Source organism: Pseudaminobacter sp. Soil_N_29 (assembly GCF_057656055.1).
In genome coordinates this window covers 344,681-364,268 of the sequence record NZ_JBDGLC010000006.1, presented here as the reverse complement: position 1 = coordinate 364,268, position 19,588 = coordinate 344,681, and the positions used below count along the sequence as shown (strand labels likewise).

At 64.8% G+C, this 19,588-nt stretch carries 15 protein-coding genes and 1 pseudogene; 7 read left to right on the top strand and 9 right to left on the bottom strand.

Translation table 11 applies throughout. From position 1 onward, the window contains the following. Window positions 1-77 (bottom strand): annotated as a pseudogene (locus AC3A4H_RS16195) (ribulose-phosphate 3-epimerase); the annotation flags it as partial. Window positions 78-179: 102 nt separating this feature from the next. Then, a complete protein-coding gene (locus AC3A4H_RS16190; RefSeq protein WP_487767596.1) occupies window positions 180-1,202 on the bottom strand; it encodes a substrate-binding domain-containing protein in 1,023 nt (340 codons plus the stop codon). A 344-nt stretch (window positions 1,203-1,546) separates the two neighbouring features. On the opposite strand from AC3A4H_RS16190, the gene AC3A4H_RS16185 reads away from it, so the two are divergent. The 5 genes from AC3A4H_RS16185 (at window position 1,547) to AC3A4H_RS16165 (ending at window position 8,196) form a co-directional block, all read left to right on the top strand. After that, entirely contained in the window at window positions 1,547-2,902 is a 1,356-nt protein-coding gene (locus AC3A4H_RS16185; protein ID WP_487767595.1) for an ABC transporter substrate-binding protein, read from the top strand. 325 nt (window positions 2,903-3,227) lie between these two features. After that, complete coding sequence (locus tag AC3A4H_RS16180; protein ID WP_487767594.1) at window positions 3,228-4,238, top strand: carbohydrate ABC transporter permease; 1,011 nt, start codon at window positions 3,228-3,230, stop codon at window positions 4,236-4,238. Between the two features lies 1 nt (window position 4,239). Beyond that, a complete protein-coding gene (locus AC3A4H_RS16175; RefSeq protein ID WP_487767593.1) occupies window positions 4,240-5,394 on the top strand; it encodes a carbohydrate ABC transporter permease in 1,155 nt (384 codons plus the stop codon). 4 nt (window positions 5,395-5,398) lie between these two features. Continuing rightward, complete coding sequence (bglA, locus tag AC3A4H_RS16170) at window positions 5,399-7,057, top strand: beta-galactosidase BglA (protein WP_487767592.1); 1,659 nt, start codon at window positions 5,399-5,401, stop codon at window positions 7,055-7,057. Between the two features lie 26 nt (window positions 7,058-7,083). Further along, entirely contained in the window at window positions 7,084-8,196 is a 1,113-nt protein-coding gene (locus tag AC3A4H_RS16165) for an ABC transporter ATP-binding protein (RefSeq protein WP_487767591.1), read from the top strand. On the opposite strand, the gene AC3A4H_RS16160 is transcribed toward AC3A4H_RS16165, so the two are convergent. The 7 genes from AC3A4H_RS16160 to pncA all read right to left on the bottom strand — a co-directional run bounded on the left by AC3A4H_RS16160 (window position 8,193) and on the right by pncA (window position 15,664). Next, complete coding sequence (locus AC3A4H_RS16160) at window positions 8,193-9,029, bottom strand: metal ABC transporter permease (RefSeq protein ID WP_487767612.1); 837 nt, start codon at window positions 9,027-9,029, stop codon at window positions 8,193-8,195. The genes AC3A4H_RS16165 and AC3A4H_RS16160 overlap by 4 nt on opposite strands. Window positions 9,030-9,043: 14 nt before the next feature. Further along, the gene (locus tag AC3A4H_RS16155; RefSeq protein ID WP_487767590.1) at window positions 9,044-9,904 is read right to left on the bottom strand and encodes a metal ABC transporter permease; all 861 of its coding nucleotides are present in this window, start codon (window positions 9,902-9,904) and stop codon (window positions 9,044-9,046) included. Then, entirely contained in the window at window positions 9,901-10,788 is an 888-nt protein-coding gene (locus AC3A4H_RS16150; protein WP_487767589.1) for a manganese/iron ABC transporter ATP-binding protein, read from the bottom strand. Before AC3A4H_RS16150 ends, AC3A4H_RS16155 begins: the two co-directional genes overlap by 4 nt. After that, on the bottom strand, window positions 10,785-11,651 hold the full coding sequence (locus tag AC3A4H_RS16145) for a metal ABC transporter substrate-binding protein (protein ID WP_487767611.1): 867 nt from the start codon (window positions 11,649-11,651) through the stop codon (window positions 10,785-10,787). The genes AC3A4H_RS16150 and AC3A4H_RS16145 overlap by 4 nt, the downstream gene beginning before the upstream one ends. A gap of 370 nt (window positions 11,652-12,021) precedes the next feature. After that, window positions 12,022-13,326: a nicotinate phosphoribosyltransferase gene (gene pncB / locus AC3A4H_RS16140; protein WP_487767588.1), complete on the bottom strand. Its 1,305-nt coding sequence runs from the start codon at window positions 13,324-13,326 to the stop codon at window positions 12,022-12,024. 131 nt (window positions 13,327-13,457) lie between these two features. After that, window positions 13,458-14,855, bottom strand: coding sequence for an MATE family efflux transporter (locus AC3A4H_RS16135; RefSeq protein ID WP_487767587.1), 1,398 nt, complete (start codon window positions 14,853-14,855; stop codon window positions 13,458-13,460). A 209-nt stretch (window positions 14,856-15,064) separates the two neighbouring features. Continuing rightward, window positions 15,065-15,664 (bottom strand): bifunctional nicotinamidase/pyrazinamidase, encoded by a 600-nt coding sequence (pncA, locus tag AC3A4H_RS16130; RefSeq protein WP_487767586.1) that lies wholly within the window; start codon window positions 15,662-15,664, stop codon window positions 15,065-15,067. A gap of 200 nt (window positions 15,665-15,864) precedes the next feature. Between pncA and AC3A4H_RS16125 the strand changes: the two genes are divergently transcribed. Then, window positions 15,865-16,728 (top strand): FAD binding domain-containing protein, encoded by an 864-nt coding sequence (locus AC3A4H_RS16125; protein ID WP_487767585.1) that lies wholly within the window; start codon window positions 15,865-15,867, stop codon window positions 16,726-16,728. Further along, a complete protein-coding gene (locus AC3A4H_RS16120) occupies window positions 16,725-19,472 on the top strand; it encodes a molybdopterin-dependent oxidoreductase (RefSeq protein ID WP_487767584.1) in 2,748 nt (915 codons plus the stop codon). Before AC3A4H_RS16125 ends, AC3A4H_RS16120 begins: the two co-directional genes overlap by 4 nt. The last annotated feature ends 116 nt before the right edge of the window (window positions 19,473-19,588 follow it).

The following is a 19,588-nucleotide window of genomic DNA, read 5'->3' as shown; positions in this document are numbered from 1 at the left end:
ACCGCCTCGACCTCGTCGCCGAGGCGTGAGAAATCGGCCGACAGAACCGAGGGCGCGATCAGGGTTTTTGCGGTCATGTCCGGGCCTTTCGAACGGGCTTGCAGGAATTTCCCCCGCCCTAATCTGCCGCGCCGCGAATGTCGATAGCCAAATCCGGCGAGGCTTCTCCGCAGGCGCACTCAGGCCGGCGCACCGGCAATGGAGCTTCGCACGATGAGGTCGACCGGCCAGACTTCTCCAAGCGCGCCCGCCTCCTGCCCGGAGATGCGTGCCGCCAGCCGCTCGGCGATGCGCTGGCCGGCCGCCCGTATGGAAGAACGCGTGGTGGCGAGCGGCACCGGGAAGTTTTCCGGCTTCAGCCAGGGGAAAACGTCGTCATGGGCGATCAGAGACAGGTCGCGCGGAATGCTGCGGCCCAGGTCGCGCGCTGCGCGCACCACGCCCAGCGCCATGATCAGGCTGGAACACACGATCGCCGTCGGCGCCTCGTCCTGCATCAGCAGGCTTCGGGCGGCGCGATAGCCGTTTTCCTCCGTCATCGCCACCGAGCGAAGCATGGTCGGCGGCAGCACCAGTCCGCTGGCGTCGAGCGCGCGCCGGACGCCGCGCTCGCGGCAGATGGCGAATGTCTGCGTCTCGTCGCCATTCACCAGCGCGATGCGCTTGTGTCCAAGCTGGACCATCAGCCTTGCCGCGTCGTGAAAGGCAGCCTCGTTGTCGATGTCGAGGAAGGGATAGTCGAAGTCGAGCTCCTCGCTGCGGCCGTGAACGATGTAGGGAATGCCCAGTTGCTGGACCAGCGCGATGCGGCGGTCGGCATGGCGCGGGGCCGAGATATAGACGGCATCCACCTGCTTGTTGGCGACGATCCGGCGATAGGTCGTCTCCTCGTCATCCGCCTCGGCCGGGGAGAGCACCAGGTCCAGCTCATGCGCCCGGGCATAGTCGCCGAGCCCGGACAGGAACTCGACGAAATGCGGATCGATGTCGACGCTGGCGCCTGTGGGCATGACATAGCCGATCATTCCGGCCTTGCCGGTGGCCAGCCGGCGCGCGCTCGGGTTGGGCCTGTAGCCGTGCCGCCTTGCGGCGTCCGCCACGCGCCGGCGCGTTTCCTCGCTCACCTCCGGATAGCCGTTGAGAGCCCGGCTGACCGTGGTCTGCGACAGGTCCAGCATGCGGGAGAGCTGTTTGAGGTTCACTGATTCTCTTCCCAAAGCGCTTCAAAAGATTTCAAAGTTGCATTCCCGCTAACACAAATCAGCATAGGCCGGACGGCACAATTTCAGAAGTGGAAATTGCCAGTGCAATGCAAAACCATGCTGCAATGCACCAGAAATACGCACTTAAATCGATTCATCCCATATGGCGCTTGACTCGTTGCTTTTTCCCCAGCGATGATACTCATCAGCCAAAGCGCTTTGGAAACTTTCGGAAGAAAGTTCGTTCGAAAGCCTGCGAGCCCGCCAGAAGCGGGGCGCCCGGGGCGGTGTCGGCGGGACGAAGGGAGGTTCGTCCGGGGAGTGACCGAACGGGAGGACAATCGATGAAGAAGTGCCTTTTTCTGGGCGTTGCACTGGCAGCACTCGCGCTCGGCGCGCCCGCGCATGCGGAGCTGAAGTTCAAGCCGGGCGAGGACACCCGCTTTCACTGGGCCGATCTGGACGAGCTGAAGAAGGTCGACCTGAAGGGCGAGACGCTGACCATCTTCGGCCCGTGGCGCGGCGAGGACGAGGCGCTGGTGCGCAACGTGCTCGAATATTTCATCGATGCCACCGGCGTCGACGTGAAATATTCCTCGTCCGAAAACTACGAGCAGCAGATCGTCATCGACACCCAGGCCGGCAGCCCGCCCAACATCGCCATCCTGCCGCAGCCTGGCCTGATCCAGGATCTTGCCTCCAAGGGTTTTCTCACGCCGCTCGGCGACGACACGGCCGCGTGGCTCAAGGAGAACTATGGCGCGGGCCAGTCCTGGGTCGATCTCGGCACCTATACCGACAAGGACGGCAAGCCCGGCTTCTTCGCCTTCCCCTACAAGGCCGACGTGAAATCGCTGGTCTGGTACTCGCCCGACAATTTCGAGGAAGCCGGCTACAAGGTTCCGAAGACGCAGGAGGAATTGCAGGCACTGTCGGACAAGATCGTGGCCGATGGCGGCAAGCCCTGGTGCATCGGCCTCGGCTCCGGCGGCGCAACCGGCTGGCCGGCCACCGACTGGGTCGAGGACATCATGCTGCGCACGCAGTCGCCCGAGACCTACGACAAATGGGTGACGAACGAAATCCCGTTCACCGATCCGGCGGTGGTCGGCGCGCTCGACATCTTTGCCAAGATCGCCACCGACGACAGACTGGTGGATGGCGGCGCTGCCGCCGTGGCCGCGACCGACTTCCGCGACAGCCCCAAGGGCCTCTTTGCGGTGCCGCCCAAGTGCTACCTGCACCATCAGGCCTCCTTCATCCCGTCCTTCTTCCCCGAAGGCACCAAGCTCGGCCAGGATGCGGATTTCTTCTACTTCCCGCCCTATGCCTCCAAGCCGGAGCTCGGCAATCCGGTGCTGGGTGCCGGCACGCTGGCCATGATCACCAAGGATTCGAAGGCGGCGCGCGCCTTCATCGAATTCCTGAAGATGCCGCTGGCGCATGAGCTGTGGATGGCGCAGGGCAGTTTCGTCACCCCGTTCAAGGCGGTCAACAAGGACACCTACGCCAGCGACGCGCTGAGGAAGCAGGGCGAAATCCTCGCGGAGGCCTCGACCTTCCGCTTCGACGGCTCGGACCTGATGCCGGGCAAGATCGGCGCCGGCGCCTTCTGGACCGGCATGATCGATCTCGTCGGCGGCAAGCCGGCGGCCGACGTCGCCGCCGAGGTTCAGAGGAGCTGGGACGCGATCAAGTAAGGGGGGCGCCTCGATCGATGCCCCTCGCCCGCCCTCCGCAATGCTCGGGCACTTTTCCGCACTGGGGCGGGGTTATCGACCCCCACTCCGGTTTGCTTCGCAAACCACCTCTCCCCCGCTCGACGGGGGAGAGGAATCGCCGTCCGCAAGCTTGGCACCCTTCCTCTCCCCTTTTGAGGGGGAGAGGTGCCGAGCGAAGCGAGGCGGAGTGGGGGTAGGTCACCGCATATGCGATTACCCTAACTTCGTAGAGAGAGGGTGGCTTGCGAAAGGCTGAGGGGGAAATTCACCAGCGCGCACACTGCCCAACAGGGGAAAAAATCCCATGACGGCACAGATCCTCTCTGCGGTCATCACGGTGCTCATTGGCGTCGGGGGTTGCGTGGTCTATTTCTGGGCCGCCAACCGCCTGCTCGATCTCGTCTTTCCCTCGCGCGGGGTCTCAGGCGCTGCCGCAATCGATAATCTGCGCCGGCAGGGCTACATCCGGCCTTGGCTGTTTGTCGGGCCTGCCCTGATCATCCTCACCGTCTATCTGATCTATCCGGTCTTCGCGACCTTCTACTATTCGCTCCATGATCGCGGCGGCCAGGGCTTCGTCGGCCTCGCCAACTATTCCTGGGCGCTGGGCGACCGCGAATTCCGGCAGGCGATCTTCAACAACCTGCTCTGGCTGCTCGTCGTGCCCGCAGCCTGCACCTTCCTGGGGCTGGTGATCGCCGTGCTGACCGACAGGATCTGGTGGGGAACCATCGCCAAGAGCCTGATCTTCATGCCGCTCGCCATCTCCTTCGTCGGCGCCAGCGTCATCTGGAAATTCGTCTATGAATATCGCGGCGACGGGCAGGTCCAGATCGGCATCCTCAACGCGATCGTCCAGTTCTTCGGCGGCGATCCGCAGGTCTGGGTCTCGACGCCGTTCTGGAACAATTTCTTCCTCATGGTCATCCTGATCTGGATCCAGACCGGCTTTGCCATGGTCATCCTGTCGTCGGCGCTGCGTGGCATCCCGGAGGAAACCATCGAGGCGGCGACGATCGATGGCGCCAGCCCCTTTCAGATATTCTGGAAGATCATGGTGCCGCAGATCTGGGGCACGATCGCCGTGGTCTGGACCACCATCACCATACTGGTGCTTAAAGTGTTCGACATCATCCTGACCATGACCAACGGCCAGTGGAACACGAACACGCTGGCGAACCTGATGTTCGACTGGATGTTCCGCGGCACCGACTACGGCCGCGGCGCCACCATCGCCATCGTCATCATGCTGGCGGTGGTGCCGATCATGGTCTGGAACATCCGCCAGGCAACCCGCGAAGACGGGGGCCGCTGACGTGGCCGGTTCGCGCGGAAAATCCTTCCTCGGCCGCTTCGGCGTCCATATCGCGGTCGCCGCCCTTGTCGTGCTCTGGACGATCCCGACGCTCGGCATCCTGGTCTCCTCGCTGCGCTACAAGGACCAGATTGTGGCCTCGGGCTGGTGGACGGCGCTGACCACCGCAACCCACACCGAAGCCGGCCGCCTCGCCGGCTCAGCCGACCAGGTGGAGAAAGACGGCAGGTTCCTCATCATGGGCAACCTGTTTGGCGCCGGCGACAGCCGCGCGCTGACCGCCTTCGGCATCAAGGCGCAGGCGCCGACCGAATTCCAGGCCGGTTCGGTGGCTGACCTCGGCGACGGCGTGACGCTACAGGTCAACGACGACGGCTCCTATGTCATGTCCTCGCCGGTGGCCTTTGAGGGCGATCGCGCCCGGCGCATCTACTATGCGGCGTCGATCCCGCCCAACTTCACCGCCGAGAACTACAAGACCGTACTGTTTTCCGAAGGCATCGGCCGTTCCTTCATCAATTCGCTGACGGTCACGGTGCCGGCCACGGTCATCCCCATCCTGATTGCCGCGTTCGCCGCCTATGCTCTGGCGTGGATGCGCTTTCCCGGCCGCGCGCTGCTGATTGCCACCATCATCGGCCTGCTGGTCGTGCCGCTGCAGATGTCGCTCATCCCGCTGCTCAAGATGTACAACGGCGTCGGCGCCTTCTTCGGCGTGCCGGTCAAGACCTATCTCGGCATCTGGCTGGCCCATACCGGCTTCGGCCTGCCCTTCGCCATCTATCTGCTGAGGAGCTACATCGCCGGCTTGCCGCGCGAGATCATGGAATCGGCGCGCATCGACGGCGCCAGCGATTTCGAGATCTTCGTCAAGATCGTGCTGCCCCTGTCGTTTCCCGTGCTCGCCTCCTTCGCCATCTTCCAGTTCCTGTGGGTGTGGAACGACCTGCTGGTTGCGATGGTGTTCCTGCGCACCGACGCCGACCAGATGGTGCTGACGGCCCGGCTCAACAACCTGCTCGGCTCGCGCGGCGGCAATTGGGAAATCCTGACAACCTCGGCCTTCGTCACCATATTGGTACCGCTTGGCGTGTTCTTCTCACTCCAACGCTATTTCGTCCGCGGATTGCTCGCGGGCTCCGTCAAGGGAGGCTGACCCCATGCAAGCCGCACGCAAGATCGAACGACCGGAACCCGCAGTCGACCGGGACTGGTGGCGCGGCGCGGTGATCTACCAGATCTATCCGCGCAGCTTTCAGGATTCCAACGGCGACGGCATCGGCGACCTCCGGGGCATCGTCCGGCGCTTGCCCTACATCGCCTCTCTGGGTGTAGACGCGATCTGGATCTCGCCCTTCTTCAAGTCGCCCATGAAGGATTTCGGCTACGACGTCTCCGATTATTGCGACGTCGATCCGATGTTCGGCACGCTTGCCGATTTCGACGCCCTGCTTGACGAGGCTCATCGCCTTGGCCTGAAGGTGATGATCGACCAGGTCATCTCCCACACCTCCGACGAGCACCCATGGTTCAAGGAAAGCCGCGCCTCGCGCGACAATCCGAAGGCCGACTGGTTCGTCTGGGCCGACGCGAAGCCGGACGGCACGCCGCCCAACAACTGGCTGTCGATCTTCGGCGGCTCGGCGTGGCAGTGGGACACGCGCCGGCAGCAATATTACCTGCACAATTTCCTCGCCGAACAGCCCGACCTCAACTTCCACAATCCGGCGGTTCAGGACGCGGTGCTGGAGGCCACCCGCTTCTGGCTGGAGCGCGGCGTGGATGGTTTCAGGCTCGACACGATCAACTTCTACTTCCACTCGCTCGGACTGGAGGACAACCCGCCGCTGCCTGCGGAACGGCGCAACGATTCCATCGCGCCGTCGGTCAACCCCTACAACTATCAGGATCACCTCTACGACAAGAGCCGGCCCGAAAACCTCGGCTTCCTGGAACGTTTTCGCGCGCTGCTCGACGAATATCCGGCCGCCGCGGCCGTGGGCGAGGTGGGCGACGCGCAGCGCGGGCTCGACATCGTCGCTGCCTACACCGCCGGCGACCGCCGCGTGCAGATGTGCTACGCCTTCGACTTCCTGGGACCAGAGAAGATCAGCGCCGCCAAGGTGCGCAATGTGCTGGAGACCTTTGGTCGGGTCGCCAGCGCCGGCTGGTCATGCTGGGCCTTTTCCAACCATGATGTGATCCGCCACGCCTCGCGCTGGGGCGAAGGCGTGGGCGACCGCACTGCCTATCTGAAGGTGCTTTCGGCGCTCCTGATGTCTCTGCGCGGCTCGGTCTGCATCTACCAGGGCGAGGAACTGGGCCTCGGGGAGGCCGAGCTTGCCTTCGATGACCTGCAAGACCCCTACGGCATCCGCTTCTGGCCGGAATTCAAGGGGCGCGACGGCTGCCGCACGCCGATGGTGTGGGAGAGCAAGGCACAAAATGCCGGCTTTTCCACCGCCAAGCCATGGCTGCCCGTCTCGCCGGAGCAAAAGGCGCTGGCGGTGGACACCCAGGCGGGTGACGAGGCTTCGCTGCTGGAGCACTATCGACGCTTCCTCGCATTCCGTCGTGCCCACCCCGCGCTTGCAAAGGGCGACATCGCCTTCCTGCCGAGCGATGGCGACACGGTCGCCTTCACACGCCGCGAGGGCAATGAGGAGATCGTCTGCGTCTTCAATCTCGGCGCGCAGCCCGCGGCGGTCGAGCTTGGCGGGTCGGCAACGCCGCTGTCCGGCCACGGCTTTTCAGCCAAGGCGGAAGCGGGCACAGTCAGGCTCGGCGCCTATGATGCCTGGTTCGGGCGACGAGCCTGATCGCCGGAGAGCAAAGGGGGGACATTATGGCCGATCTCACGCTCAGCAAGATCAGGAAGGCCTATGGCAGCCTGGAAATCCTGCACGGCATCGATCTGGATATCAAATCGGGCGAGTTCATCGTCTTCGTCGGGCCGTCGGGCTGCGGAAAGTCGACGCTGCTGCGCACCATTGCCGGGCTTGAGGACATCACCTCGGGCGAATTGCGGATCACCGGCGAGACGGTGAACGACGTGCCGCCGTCGAAGCGCGGCATCGCCATGGTGTTCCAATCCTATGCGCTCTACCCGCACATGACCGTCTACGACAACATGGCCTTCGGCATGAAGATCGCGCGCGAGAGCAAGGCCGAGATCGACCGGCGCGTGCGTCAGGCAGCCGACATCCTGCAACTGACCAGATATCTCGACCGCCTGCCCAAGGCGCTGTCGGGTGGCCAGCGCCAGCGCGTGGCCATCGGCCGCGCCATCGTGCGCAACCCGAAAGTGTTCCTGTTCGACGAGCCCCTGTCCAACCTCGACGCCGCGCTTCGCGTCGCCACCCGCATCGAGATCGCCAAGCTCAAGGAGAGCATGCCCGACACGACGATGGTCTATGTCACCCACGACCAGGTGGAGGCGATGACGCTGGCCGACCGCATCGTGGTGCTGAAGGACGGCCGCGTGGAGCAGGTCGGCTCGCCGATGGACCTCTATTGCCATCCCGGCAATTTGTTCGTGGCGCAGTTCATCGGCTCGCCGGCCATGAACATCCTGCCGGCACGGATCGAGCAGGCCGGGCGGCCGACATGCGTTTCGCTGGCGGATGGGCGCGAGGTGGAGGTGCCGGTCGCCACCCCTGGAGCGGCCGTGGGCTCGAAGGTCAGCTTCGGCGTGCGGCCGGAAGACCTGCGCATCGGCACCGGCGCGGATTGCCTGTTCGAAGGCACGGTCGACTATCTCGAGCAGCTCGGCGAGGTGCAGCTCGTCTATGTCGAGATCGGCCGGGCCAACGAGCCGCTGGTGGTCAAGCTGCCGGGCGGCGCGCCGGTGAAGCGCGGATCCGTCCTGCAACTTGCCGCCGACCCCGCCAACCTTCACCTCTTCGGCGAGGATGGCCGCTCGTTCGCCCGCAACGGCGCCGCCGTCGCGGCTGCCTAGCCTGCAGAGGCCGGCTTTCTTTCCGCACGCGCCGTCTTTGCCCGCGCATGCAGGAACGCCGCCACGAAGGCGAGGCTCATCAGGAGCACGATGGTCGGCGCCGGTGCGCTGTCGATGAAGAAGCTGAGATAGACGCCGAGGAACGACGCCGCCACCGCCACCAGCACCGAGATCGCCACCATCTGCGAAAATCGGCGGGCAAGCAGGAAGGCGATGGCCCCCGGCGCAATCAGCATGGCGATCGCCAGGATGATGCCCACGGCCTTCAGAGCGCCCACGATCGTCAGAGACAGGATGGACAGCAGGCCGTAGTGCAGAAGGCGTGCCGGCAGCCCGATGGCGCGGGCATGCTGCGGGTCGAAGGCATGGAGCAGCAGGTCGCGCCGGAAAATGCCGATGGCCCCGACCACGACCAGCGCGATGATGCCGCTTTGCGCAACGTCGCCCCAGGTGATGCCGAGCATGTCGCCGAACAGGATGTGGTCGAGATGCACCTCTGTCTCGATCTTGGTGTAGAGCACGATTCCCAGCCCGAACATGCCGGAGAAGACAATGCCCATCACCGTGTCTTCCTTGATGCGGCTGTTTTCCTTGAGGAAGCCTGTGGCGAGCGCGCAGACCATGCCCGCCGCAAAGGCGCCGACCGCAAGCGGCAAGCCGGCGAGATAGGCCAGCACCACGCCCGGCAGCACGGCATGGCTGATGGCATCGCCCATGAGCGACCAGCCCTTCAGCACCAGGAAGCAGGACAGCATCGCCATCGGCACTGCCACCAGGACGGCGATGATGAAGGCCTGCTGCATGAAGGGGAAGGCGAAGGGCATCGCCAGCATCTCGAAAAGCTCGCTCACAGCCCCGCCTCCAGTGCTTGGCGCGCCCTGCGCCGCGCCGCCAGCATGCCGTGCTTGGGCGCAAACACAAAGGCGCAAAGGAAGATCAGCGTCTGCAGCACCACGATGATGCCGCCGGTTGCACCATCGAGGAAATAGCTGGCATAGGCGCCGATGAAGCTGGTCGCCGCGCCGATGCCGACGCTGGTTGCGATCAGCCGCGGAAAGCGGTCGGTCAGCAGATAGGCGGTTGCCCCCGGCGTCACCACCATGGCGATGACCAGGAAAGCCCCCACCGTCTGCAGCGCGGCAACCGTCGAGGCGGACAGAAGCGTGAAGAACAGCACCTTGAGCCAGTCGGGGTTGAGCCCGATGGAGCGGGCATGGCTTTCGTCGAAGAAGGCGACCATCAGGTCCTTCCATTTGGCGAGCAGGACGGCGAGCGACACGCCGCCGATGATGACGAGCTGCAGCGTGTCGGCCGGCGTGATGGCGAGGATGTTGCCCAGGACGATGGTCTGGATGTTCACCGAGGCCGGCGACAGCGAGATCATGAAAAGACCGAGTCCGAAGAAGGAGGTGAAGATCAGGCCGATGATGGCGTCTTCCTTCAGCTTCGTCCGCTGGTTGAGGAACAGCATGGCGCCCGCCGCCAGCCCGCCCGCCAGGAAGGCGCCCATGGCGAAGGGCAAGCCCAGCATATAGGCGCCGGCCACGCCCGGCACGATGGAGTGCGAGAGCGCATCGCCGATCAGCGACCAGCCCTTCAGCATCAGATAGGCCGACAGGAAGGCGCAGACGGCGCCGACCAGCGCCGACACCCACATAGCATTGAGCATGTAGCCGTAGGAAAAGGGTTCGAGCAGGACCGCGCTCATTCGGCAGTCTCCGCCTTGCCGGCTTCCTCGCCATAAAACACCAGCGGACGCTCGTCGTCGGTCAGCACCGTGATCTTGCGCGGATCCGCATCCTGGTGAAGCTCTGCTCCGCCGAGAATGAACTGGCGCAGCACGCCGCCGAAGGTTTTCTGCAGATTGTCCTGGGTGAAAACCTCGGAGGTCGGGCCATAGACCAGCACGGTGCGGTTGATGAGCACGGTGCGGTCGCAGAAGCGCGGCACGCTGCCGAGATTGTGGGTCGAGACCAGCATCACCCGGCCCTCGGCGCGCAGCGCCTGTAACAGCTCGATGATGGCCTCCTCGGTGCGCACGTCGACACCGGTGAAGGGCTCGTCGAGCAGGATGATTTTTCCTTCCTGCGCCAGCGCGCGGGCCAGGAAAACACGCTTCTTCTGCCCGCCCGACAGTTCGCCGATCTGGTGCTTGCGATAGGCGCTCATGCCCACGCGCTCAAGTGCTGCATCCACCGCCTCGCGATCGACCGGGCGGGTCATGCGGAGAAAATTCATGTGGCCGTAGCGGCCCATCATCACCACGTCCTCGACGAGGACCGGAAAATTCCAGTCGACATCCTCGCTCTGCGGCACATAGGCAACGGCATTCTGCTTTAGCGCCTTTGCCGCGGGCATGCCGAGGATCTCGACCTTGCCGGCCGCCAGTGGGACGAAACCCATGATCGATTTGAACAGGGTCGACTTGCCGCTGCCGTTCACCCCCACCAGCGCCGTGATGGTGCCGGTGGGGATGGCGAAGGAGGCGTCGCGCAAGGCCGTGTGGCCGTTGCGATAGGTGACGGTGATGTGCTCGACCCTGAGCCCGCTGCCCTCGGCCGCCGCAATCGCTTTCGGGGCAGCCATGTTCATTGCACCAACGCCTTGGCAATCGTTTCGGTGGTGACGCGCAGCAGGTCGAGATAGGTCGGCACAGGGCCGCCTTCGTCGCTCAGCGAGTCGACAAAGAGCACGCCGCCATAGGCCGCTCCCGTCTCGCGCGCCACCTGCCTGGCCGGCGCATCCGACACCGTGCTTTCGGAGAAGACGGCCGGAATGTTGTTGGCGCGCACCGCGTCGATCACCCTGCGCACCTGCTGCGGCGTGCCCTGACTGTCGGCGTTGATCGGCCAGAGATAAAGCTCCTTCAGGCCGAAATCGCGCGCCAGATAGGAGAAGGCGCCCTCGCTGGTGACGAGCCAGCGCCGCTCTGCGGGAATGCCGGCAATCGCCGCCCGCATCGGCTCAACCTCGGCCTTTATCTTTTCGGAATAGGCAGCAGCATTCTTGGCGTAGGTTTCGGCGTTGGCCGGGTCCTGCTCGGAAAATGCCTTGCGAATATTTTCGACATAGATCAGCGCGGCCTCGGGCGACATCCACGCATGCGGGTTGGGCTTGCCGCTATACGGCCCCTCGGAAATGCCCATCGGCTCCACGCCTTCCGAAACCACCACGCCCGGAACGCCGCTCAGATTGGAGAAGAACTTTTCGAACCAGAGTTCAAGGTTCAGCCCGTTCCACAGGATCAGGTCGGCCTTCTGCGCCTTGATCAGATCGCCCGGCGTCGGTTGATATTCATGGATTTCGGCATTGGGCTTGGTGATCGACACCACGTCGGCAGCATCGCCGGCCACGTTGCCGGCTATGTCGGCAATGACCGTGAAGGTCGTCACCACCTGCATCTTGTCCGCAGCCTGGGCCGTGCCGATGCTCCAGACGGCAAGTCCGAGCAACATGGTCGAAACGAGGAAACTGCGCATGCGTGTCATGTAAATCCCGCTTTGTTGGACCTGCGGCCGCGGAAGGGTGCGACCCTGCCCCGCTTTGATAGAGGTCGCAATTGCACCTGTCAATGCAATTGCAAATCGTTTGCAACTAGGCGGCGGCGGGAAGTGGTCGCGAGTCGCCTCTTGCGCGGCTGCAATGGGTATTCTCAGGCAGGGCCGTCGTCGCGGCGGAGACATTTTCCAGGAGAGCCAAATGGCGCGCGACCACCCGCGCTCGGCCGCACGGCAGCAGCGCCGGGAGAGGTCACGGCCAGTCGAACGCAGGGGGTGGCTGGCGGCCAGGCTGGACTGGCCGGCGCTCGCCCGCGGGTCGGTAATGTCAGACCTTGACCAGATGCTCCACGCGGTCGTTTCCGCCGAAGATGCGCAGATAGCGCTCCATCTCGCGCAGGTCGCCGGTGGCCTTGGCCGGATTGTCGGAAAGCTTCACCGCATTGCGGCCATTGACCTTGGTGACCTTGCAGACCAGCGAGATGGCGTTGAGCCCCTTGGTCTCGTGCGGCGCGCAGCCCTCGAAATCGTTGGTCAGGTTGGTGCCCCAGCCAAACGACATGCGCACCCTGCCTTCGAAGTGGCGATAGGCCTCCTCGATCGCCTCGGCCTCGAGCCCGTCGGAAAAGATGAGCAGCTTGTTGCGCGGGTCGACACCTTTTTCGCGCCACCAGGAGATGATCTTTTCCCCACCTTCGATCGGCGGGGCACTATCGGGCCGGAAGCCGGTCCAGTCGGCCACCCAGTCGGGCGCATTGCGCAGGAAGGCGGTGGTGCCGAAAGTGTCGGGAAGCACGATCAGCAGGTTGCCGCCATAGTAGCGCTGCCAGTCCTCCAGCACGCGATAGGGCGCGCGCTGCAGCTCTTCCTCGCTGTCGGCCATTGCCGCCAGCACCATCGGCAGTTCGTGCGCGTTGGTGCCAAGCGCCTCGAGATCGGTGTCCATTGCCAGAAGCACGTTGGAAGTGCCGGTAAAGGCCTCGCCGATCCCCTCCTTCAGCGCCTCCACGCACCAGCGCTGCCACAGGAACGAATGACGGCGGCGCGTGCCGAAGTCGGAAATCTTCAAGCCCGGAAGCTGGCGCAGCCGCTCGATCTTTGCCCACAGCTTTGCCTTGGCACGCGCATAGAGAACATCGAGCGCGAAGGGACCGAACGGCCGCATCGCCGCGCGCGAACGCAGCTCGTTGATGATGGCCAGCGCCGGGATTTCCCACATCATCGTGTACATCCACGGCCCGTGGAACTCGAGATGGTACTGGCCGTCGCGCTTCGACAGCTCGTATTCGGGCAGCTGGAAATTCTCCAGCCAGGCGAGGAATTCGGGCTCGAATATCTGCTTGCGGCCGTAAAAGGTGTTGCCGCCCAGCCAGATCATTTCCTTCTTGGTGAAGCGCAGCGTGCGGACATAGTCCAGTTGCTCGCGCAGCTCCTGCTCGTCGATTTCCTCCGCCAGCCGGACCGAGGTGGTGCGGTTGATCAGCGAGAAGGTGACGTCGACGTCGGAATACATGCCCCAGATCATCTGAAGCATCAGCAGCTTGTAGAAATCCGTGTCGAGCAGGCTGCGTACGATCGGATCGAGCTTCCAGGTATGGTTGTAGACGCGCCGGGCAATATCGGTCTTGGTCATTCAGGAGAGCCTTTTCATGCGCTTTCTGCTTGTCCGACAGCCTCTTAGCATCGAAACCGCGATTTTGCCTCAACTATACCGTGCTGGACCGACAAAAAACGACGTTGCGAGACAGCCAAAGCGCGGTCCGATCACCCCGCCCGCACGAGATCCAGCCTGTCGCGCCGCAGCCAGCGCCACAACAGCAGCACGGCCACCACCGCCAGCCCGGACGACAGCCCGGTCCAGATGCCGACACCTTCCAGGCCGAGCGGGAAGGCCAGCAGCACGCCGAGCGGCAGGCCGATGCCCCAGTAGCCGAACGCCGCGTAGAGCATCGGCACCCTGGTGTCGTGCAGGCCGCGCAGCATGCCGGCCGTTACCGCCTGTGCGCCATCGACGATCTGGAACAGGCCGGCGAAGGCGAGGAAGGACACGGCCAGCGCAACGACGGCTGCGTTGTCTTGGTCGGCAAGGTCGATGAAGGCTCCGATCAGCATCTCCGGCGCCAGCACCATCGGCAGTGCGGCAAGCGACATGAACCCCACGCCAAGCGCGAAGGCCATCCAGCCGGCGCGGCTGATGCCTTCGCGGTTGCGCGCGCCGAAGGCAAGGCCGACCCGCACGGTCACCGCCTGGCCCAGGCCCAGCGGCACCATGAAGCTGATGGAGGCGATCTGCATGGCGATGGCATGCGCTGCAAGCGACGCCGCGCCGATGATGCCCATGAACAAGGCGGCGGCGTTGAAGATGGTGACTTCGAAAGCCATGATGCCGGCGATGGGCAGGCCGAGCTTCAGAAGCCCGGTGAAGCGCGGCCAGTCGGCACGCCAGAACCGCCCGAACAGCCGGTAGCGCCTGAATTTGGGCTGGAGCGTCACCACAGCCACCATGCCCACGAACATCAAGGTGCTGGACAGGCTGGTCGCCAGGCCCGAGCCGGCGATGCCCATGGCCGGAAAGCCGAGATTGCCGAAGATCAGGCACCAGTTGGCCAGCACGTTGAAGGCGACCGCGAAAAACACGATGACCAGCGCCCAGCGCGGTCGTTCCAGTGCCGAAATGAAGGAGCGCAGCACGATATAGCCGTAGAACGGCAGCACGGCCCATTGCAGCCAATGCACATATGTGGCCGACTGGCGGGCCAGTTCGGCGTCCTGGCCCATCGCCATCAGAACCGGCTGCGCTTGCCACAGGAAGGCCCATATCGGGATGCTGACGCACACCGCCAGCCACAGCCCCTGGCGTACCGTGCGGCGGATGTCACGCACCGAATGGCGCTTGCGGCCGAGTTCGATGGCCATCATCGGCGACGTTGCCAGGATGAGGCCGAGACCGAATATCATCGGCGCGAAGTAGAGGCTCGAGCCCAGCGCGCCGGCGGCAAGGGCATCGGAGCCGAGCCGCCCCATCATCATCACGCCGGTGGCCGTCATCGCGGTCTGGCCGAGATTGGTCAGGATCATCGGCCAGGCCAGCGCCAGCATCGCACGAAATTCGTGACGCCAAGGACTTGCCGGCGCCCGCGCGCCGGCTTCTATCGCAGTCATCGTTTTCATCTTTCAGGAATGGCTGCGGCAAATGATGCGCCGGCGGCCCCATTCGTTACGGAAAGCCAGTGGACTTTTCGAATCTTCGACGCCTTCTTGAACCAAACGACAACGTCAAACAAGCCGCCATCTTGGCCAACGGTTGAGCCAAGGCGGAAGAAGTCCATGGATACTGCGGGTTGTTGCGGCGGCGTCAATGCCGCCGTCGCTCAGGCGAGCTTTACGCCGGCGTCCCGCATCTTGCCCAGCATCGTTTCCAGCGAGCCGCCCAGGTCGATGGCACGGCAGGCATCCAGCCGCACGGTCGCTTCGAAGCCGAGGTCGATGGCGTCGAGTGCTGAATAGGCGACGCAGAAATCCGTCGCCAGGCCGACCAGCGTGATCTTGTTGATGCCGCGCTCCTTCAGGTAGCCGGCAAGGCCGGTAGGCGTCTTGCGGTCATTCTCGAAGAAGGCGGAATAGCTGTCGATGCCCTTGCGAAAACCCTTGCGGATGACCAGCTCGGCCTTGCTCCACTTGAGCCCTGGGTGGAATGCCGCGCCGCCCGAGCCCTGCACGCAGTGATCCGGCCACAGGGTCTGCTGGCCATAGGGCATCTCGATCGTCTCGTAGGGCTGCTTGCCGGAATGGTTCGAGGCGAAGCTGGAATGGTCGGCGGGGTGCCAGTCCTGCGTCATGATCACATGCTCGAAGCTGCCGATCATCTCGTTGATCAGGGGCACGATCTTGTCGCCCTCGGCCACGGCAAGGCTGCCGCCCGGACAAAAATCGTTCTGCACGTCGATGACGATCAGCGCTTCTTCGGCCATTTCAAATCCACTCTCCAAACCGTAGCGCCGAAACTCGGCCAGAAGCGTGCGCTCGTCAACCGCCCTTGCTGCACACCACCTATGAAACCACGCATGAAGCAACCGGGCACCGGCCGAAAGGCGCCTTGCAAAGCAACAGTCCCCTGATACCATTCGCATACAAATGATTTCTGCGACCGGTCATGCTCGGGAGGCATGGCGTGCACCGATACGCGAAACCAACGGCGCTCGAAGACGCGCTGACCCTTCTCGGACAGGATGACGGCTGGCTTCTGCTGGCCGGCGGCACCGATTTCTATCCGGCGCTCGGCGACCGCCCCGTGCGGGGCAACGTGCTCGACCTGAACGGCCTTGCCGAACTCCGGGGCATTTTTGAAACCGCCACGCACCTTGTCATCGGCGCCCGAACGACCTGGAACGACATCGCCCGCCATGACCTGGCGCCGGCCTTCGGCGCCCTGCAGGCGGCCGCCCGCGAGGTCGGCTCCATCCAGATCCAGAACCGTGCGACGATAGCCGGCAATCTCTGCAACGCCTCGCCCGCCGCCGACGGCGTGCCGGCGCTGCTGGTGCTCGACGCCGAAGTGGAGTTGCGGGCGCTGGGCTCCACCCGTTGTCTGCCGCTTTCCGACTTCATCCTCGGCAACCGCCGCACCGCGTTGCAGGCCGGCGAAATGGTGACGGCGATCCGCGTGCCGAAACAGGCAATTGCCGGCGCATCCGCCTTCCAAAAGCTCGGCAGCCGGCGCTATCTCGTCATCTCCATCGCCATGGCGGCCGCGCGCCTGGAGGTTGCGGAGGGCGTCGTTACGCAGGCCGCGGTGGCAGTCGGCGCCTGCTCTGCCGTGGCCAGTCGGCTGCACAATCTGGAGGCCGCCCTGTACGGTTTGCCCGTGGGCCCGGCTCTTGCCGAAGCTGTGGCGGAAGCCGCTTTCGATGAGTTGGCCCCCATCGACGACGTGCGCGGCAGCGCCGCCTACCGGCGCGGGGCGGCACGCGAGATCGTCACGCGGGCAGTGCGCGCCGCCGCCGATGCGGTCGATGCGAGGGCAGCAGCGGCATGAGCGCGGCGCGGATTGCCCTGAACCTCGAGGTTAATGGCGCCACCGTCGCAATCCACGTCCCACCGCTCCGCCGCCTGTCCACCGTGCTGCGCGACGAACTGCGGCTCACCGGCACCAAGGTCGGCTGCGATGCCGGCGACTGCGGCGCCTGCACCGTGCTGGTCGACGGCGAGCCGGTCTGCGCCTGCCTCGTGCCGGCGGCATCGGTGGAGGGTGCGGCGGTGCGCACGGTGGAGGGGCTTTCCAATGGCAGCCTTTCGGCGCTGCAGGCCTCGTTCCTCGCCCATGGCGCGGCCCAATGCGGCATCTGCACGCCCGCGCTGCTGGTCGCCGGAAGCGCGCTGCTGGAACAGACGCCCGCGCCTTCCGAGGAACAGGTGAAGGACGCGCTGGGAGGCATCCTTTGTCGCTGCACCGGCTACCGGAAAATCATCGCGGCGGTGATGGAGGCCGGCAGCCACGCCGGCGAACTGGACCCCCGGCTCCCCGCCGCCGGCCACGCGGTCGGCGCCTCGCCCGTGCGGCTCGACGGCATCGCCAAGGTAACCGGCGCGGAGAAATTCGGCGCCGATTCCTTCCCGAACGATGCACTGGCCGTCGCCGTGATCCGCTCGCCTTATCACCGGGCAAGCTTTGCCTTCGGCGACCTCGACGCATACCGCGCGCACCCCCCCGGCATCGTCGGCATCTTCACCGCCGCAGATATTCCGGGACAAAACCGTTTCGGCGTCATTCCCGCCTTCGCCGACCAGCCGGCGCTGGCCGAGTGCGAAGTGCGGTTCCGTGGCGAGGCGGTGGCGGTGGTGGCGGGCGAGCGCGAGGCGATACTCGATCTCGACCTCGCGGAATTCCCGATCACCTGGACCGAACTGCCGCATAGCCTCCAGCCGCGCCAGAACGACGACCTCATCCACGCCGACCGGCCGGAAAACCTGCTCACGCAAGGCTTTGTCCGGCGCGGCGACCCGGAAGCGGCGATTGCCAATGCCGCTCATGTCGTATCCGGCGAGATCGAGACCGCCTATGTCGAGCATGCCTATATCGAGCCGGAGGCGGGCTTTGCGCATATGGAGGGCGACACGCTGGTGGTCACCGCCTGCACGCAGGCGCCCTATATGGACCGCGACGACACGGCCAGGGTGCTCGGCCTGCCGCCGGAGAAGGTGCGCATCGTGCCCACCGCGACCGGCGGCGGCTTCGGCTCCAAACTCGATCTTTCGGTGCAGCCGCTGATTGGCCTCGTGGCGCTGAAAACCGGCAGGCCGGCGGCACTTGTCTACACGCGCGGCGAATCCATGGTTGCGTCCACCAAGCGCCACCCGGCCACCATGCGCGCCACCATTGCCGCCGGCGCCGACGGCCGCATCGCCGGCATGGTGTTTTGCGGCGACTTCAACACCGGCGCCTATGCGAGCTGGGGGCCGACGGTGGCCAACCGCGTGCCGGTCCATGCCTCCGGCCCCTATGTGACGCCAAACTACCGCGCGCTCGGACGTGCCCTTCACAGCAATGGCCCGATCTCCGGTGCCTTTCGCGGCTTCGGCGTGCCGCAGGCCACGATCATGCAGGAGACGCTTTACGACGAGCTGGCGCAGAAGGCGGGGCTCGACCGGCTGGAATTCCGCCTACGAAACTGCCTTCGCAACGGATCCGAAACGGTGACCGGCCACCGGCTGGAGGAAGGCGTCGGCATTGGCGCCTGTCTCGAAGCGCTGAAGCCGCACTGGCAGCGCGCGCTGGCCGACGCGGTAGCCTTCAACGCCAACAACGACGCGCGCCGGCGCGGCGTCGGCGTGGCCTCCTGCTGGTATGGCTGCGGCAACACCTCGCTGCCCAACCCCTCGACCATCAGGCTCCGCCTCTCGCCCGACGGGCATGTGGTGCTGCACCAGGGCGCGGTCGACATCGGCCAGGGCTCCAACACGGTGATCGCGCAGATCGTTGCCGACACGCTCGGCGTGCCGCTGCAACTGGTGCGGCTGAAATGCGCCGACACGGCGATCTCGCCCGATGCCGGCAAGACCTCGGCCTCGCGCCAAACCTTTGTCAGCGGCAAGGCGGGCGAGAAGGCGGCGCAGGCCTTGCGCGATAAAATCCTGCGCTTTGCCAATGTTTCGGAGCGCGCCACGCTGCATCTGGAAGGCGCCACGCTGGTTATCCGCGAGGGCCAGGCCGTCCGCCGCATCGATCTCGGCTCGCTCGCAGCAGATGCCGACGGCCTAGTGTTTTCGGCGCAGGAAACCTACGACCCGCCAACCACCCCGCTCGACGAAAACGGCCAGGGCAAGCCCTATGCCGTCTATGGCTACGGCGCGCAAATCGCCGAGCTGGAGGTCGACATGACGCTCGGCACTGTGAAGCTGATAAAAATCACCGCCGCGCACGATGTCGGCCGCGCCATCAACCCGCTGCTCGCGGAAGGGCAGATCGAGGGCGGCATCGCGCAAGGCATCGGCATGGCGCTCATGGAGGAATACATCCCCGGCCGCACCGAAAACCTGCACGACTATCTCATCCCCACCATCGGCGACGTGCCGCCCATCGAGACCATTCTGGTGGAAATTCCGGACCCGGAAGGACCATTCGGCGCCAAGGGGCTGGGCGAGCATGTGCTGATCCCGACCGCGCCCGCGATCCTCAACGCCATCCGCCATGCCACCGGCGTGCTGGTGACGAAGCTGCCGGCCACGCCGAGCCGCATCATGGCCGCGATGAACGCGACAATGGAGGGCGGGCAGGCATGAGCACTTTCATGGCAGGTGCTTTTTCGAGATGCTTTGATACCCCCACCCCTGTCCCCTCCCCACAAGGGGGAGGGGGACGATTTCGCCGCCATAGCTCCCAAGAACGGCAAAGATTG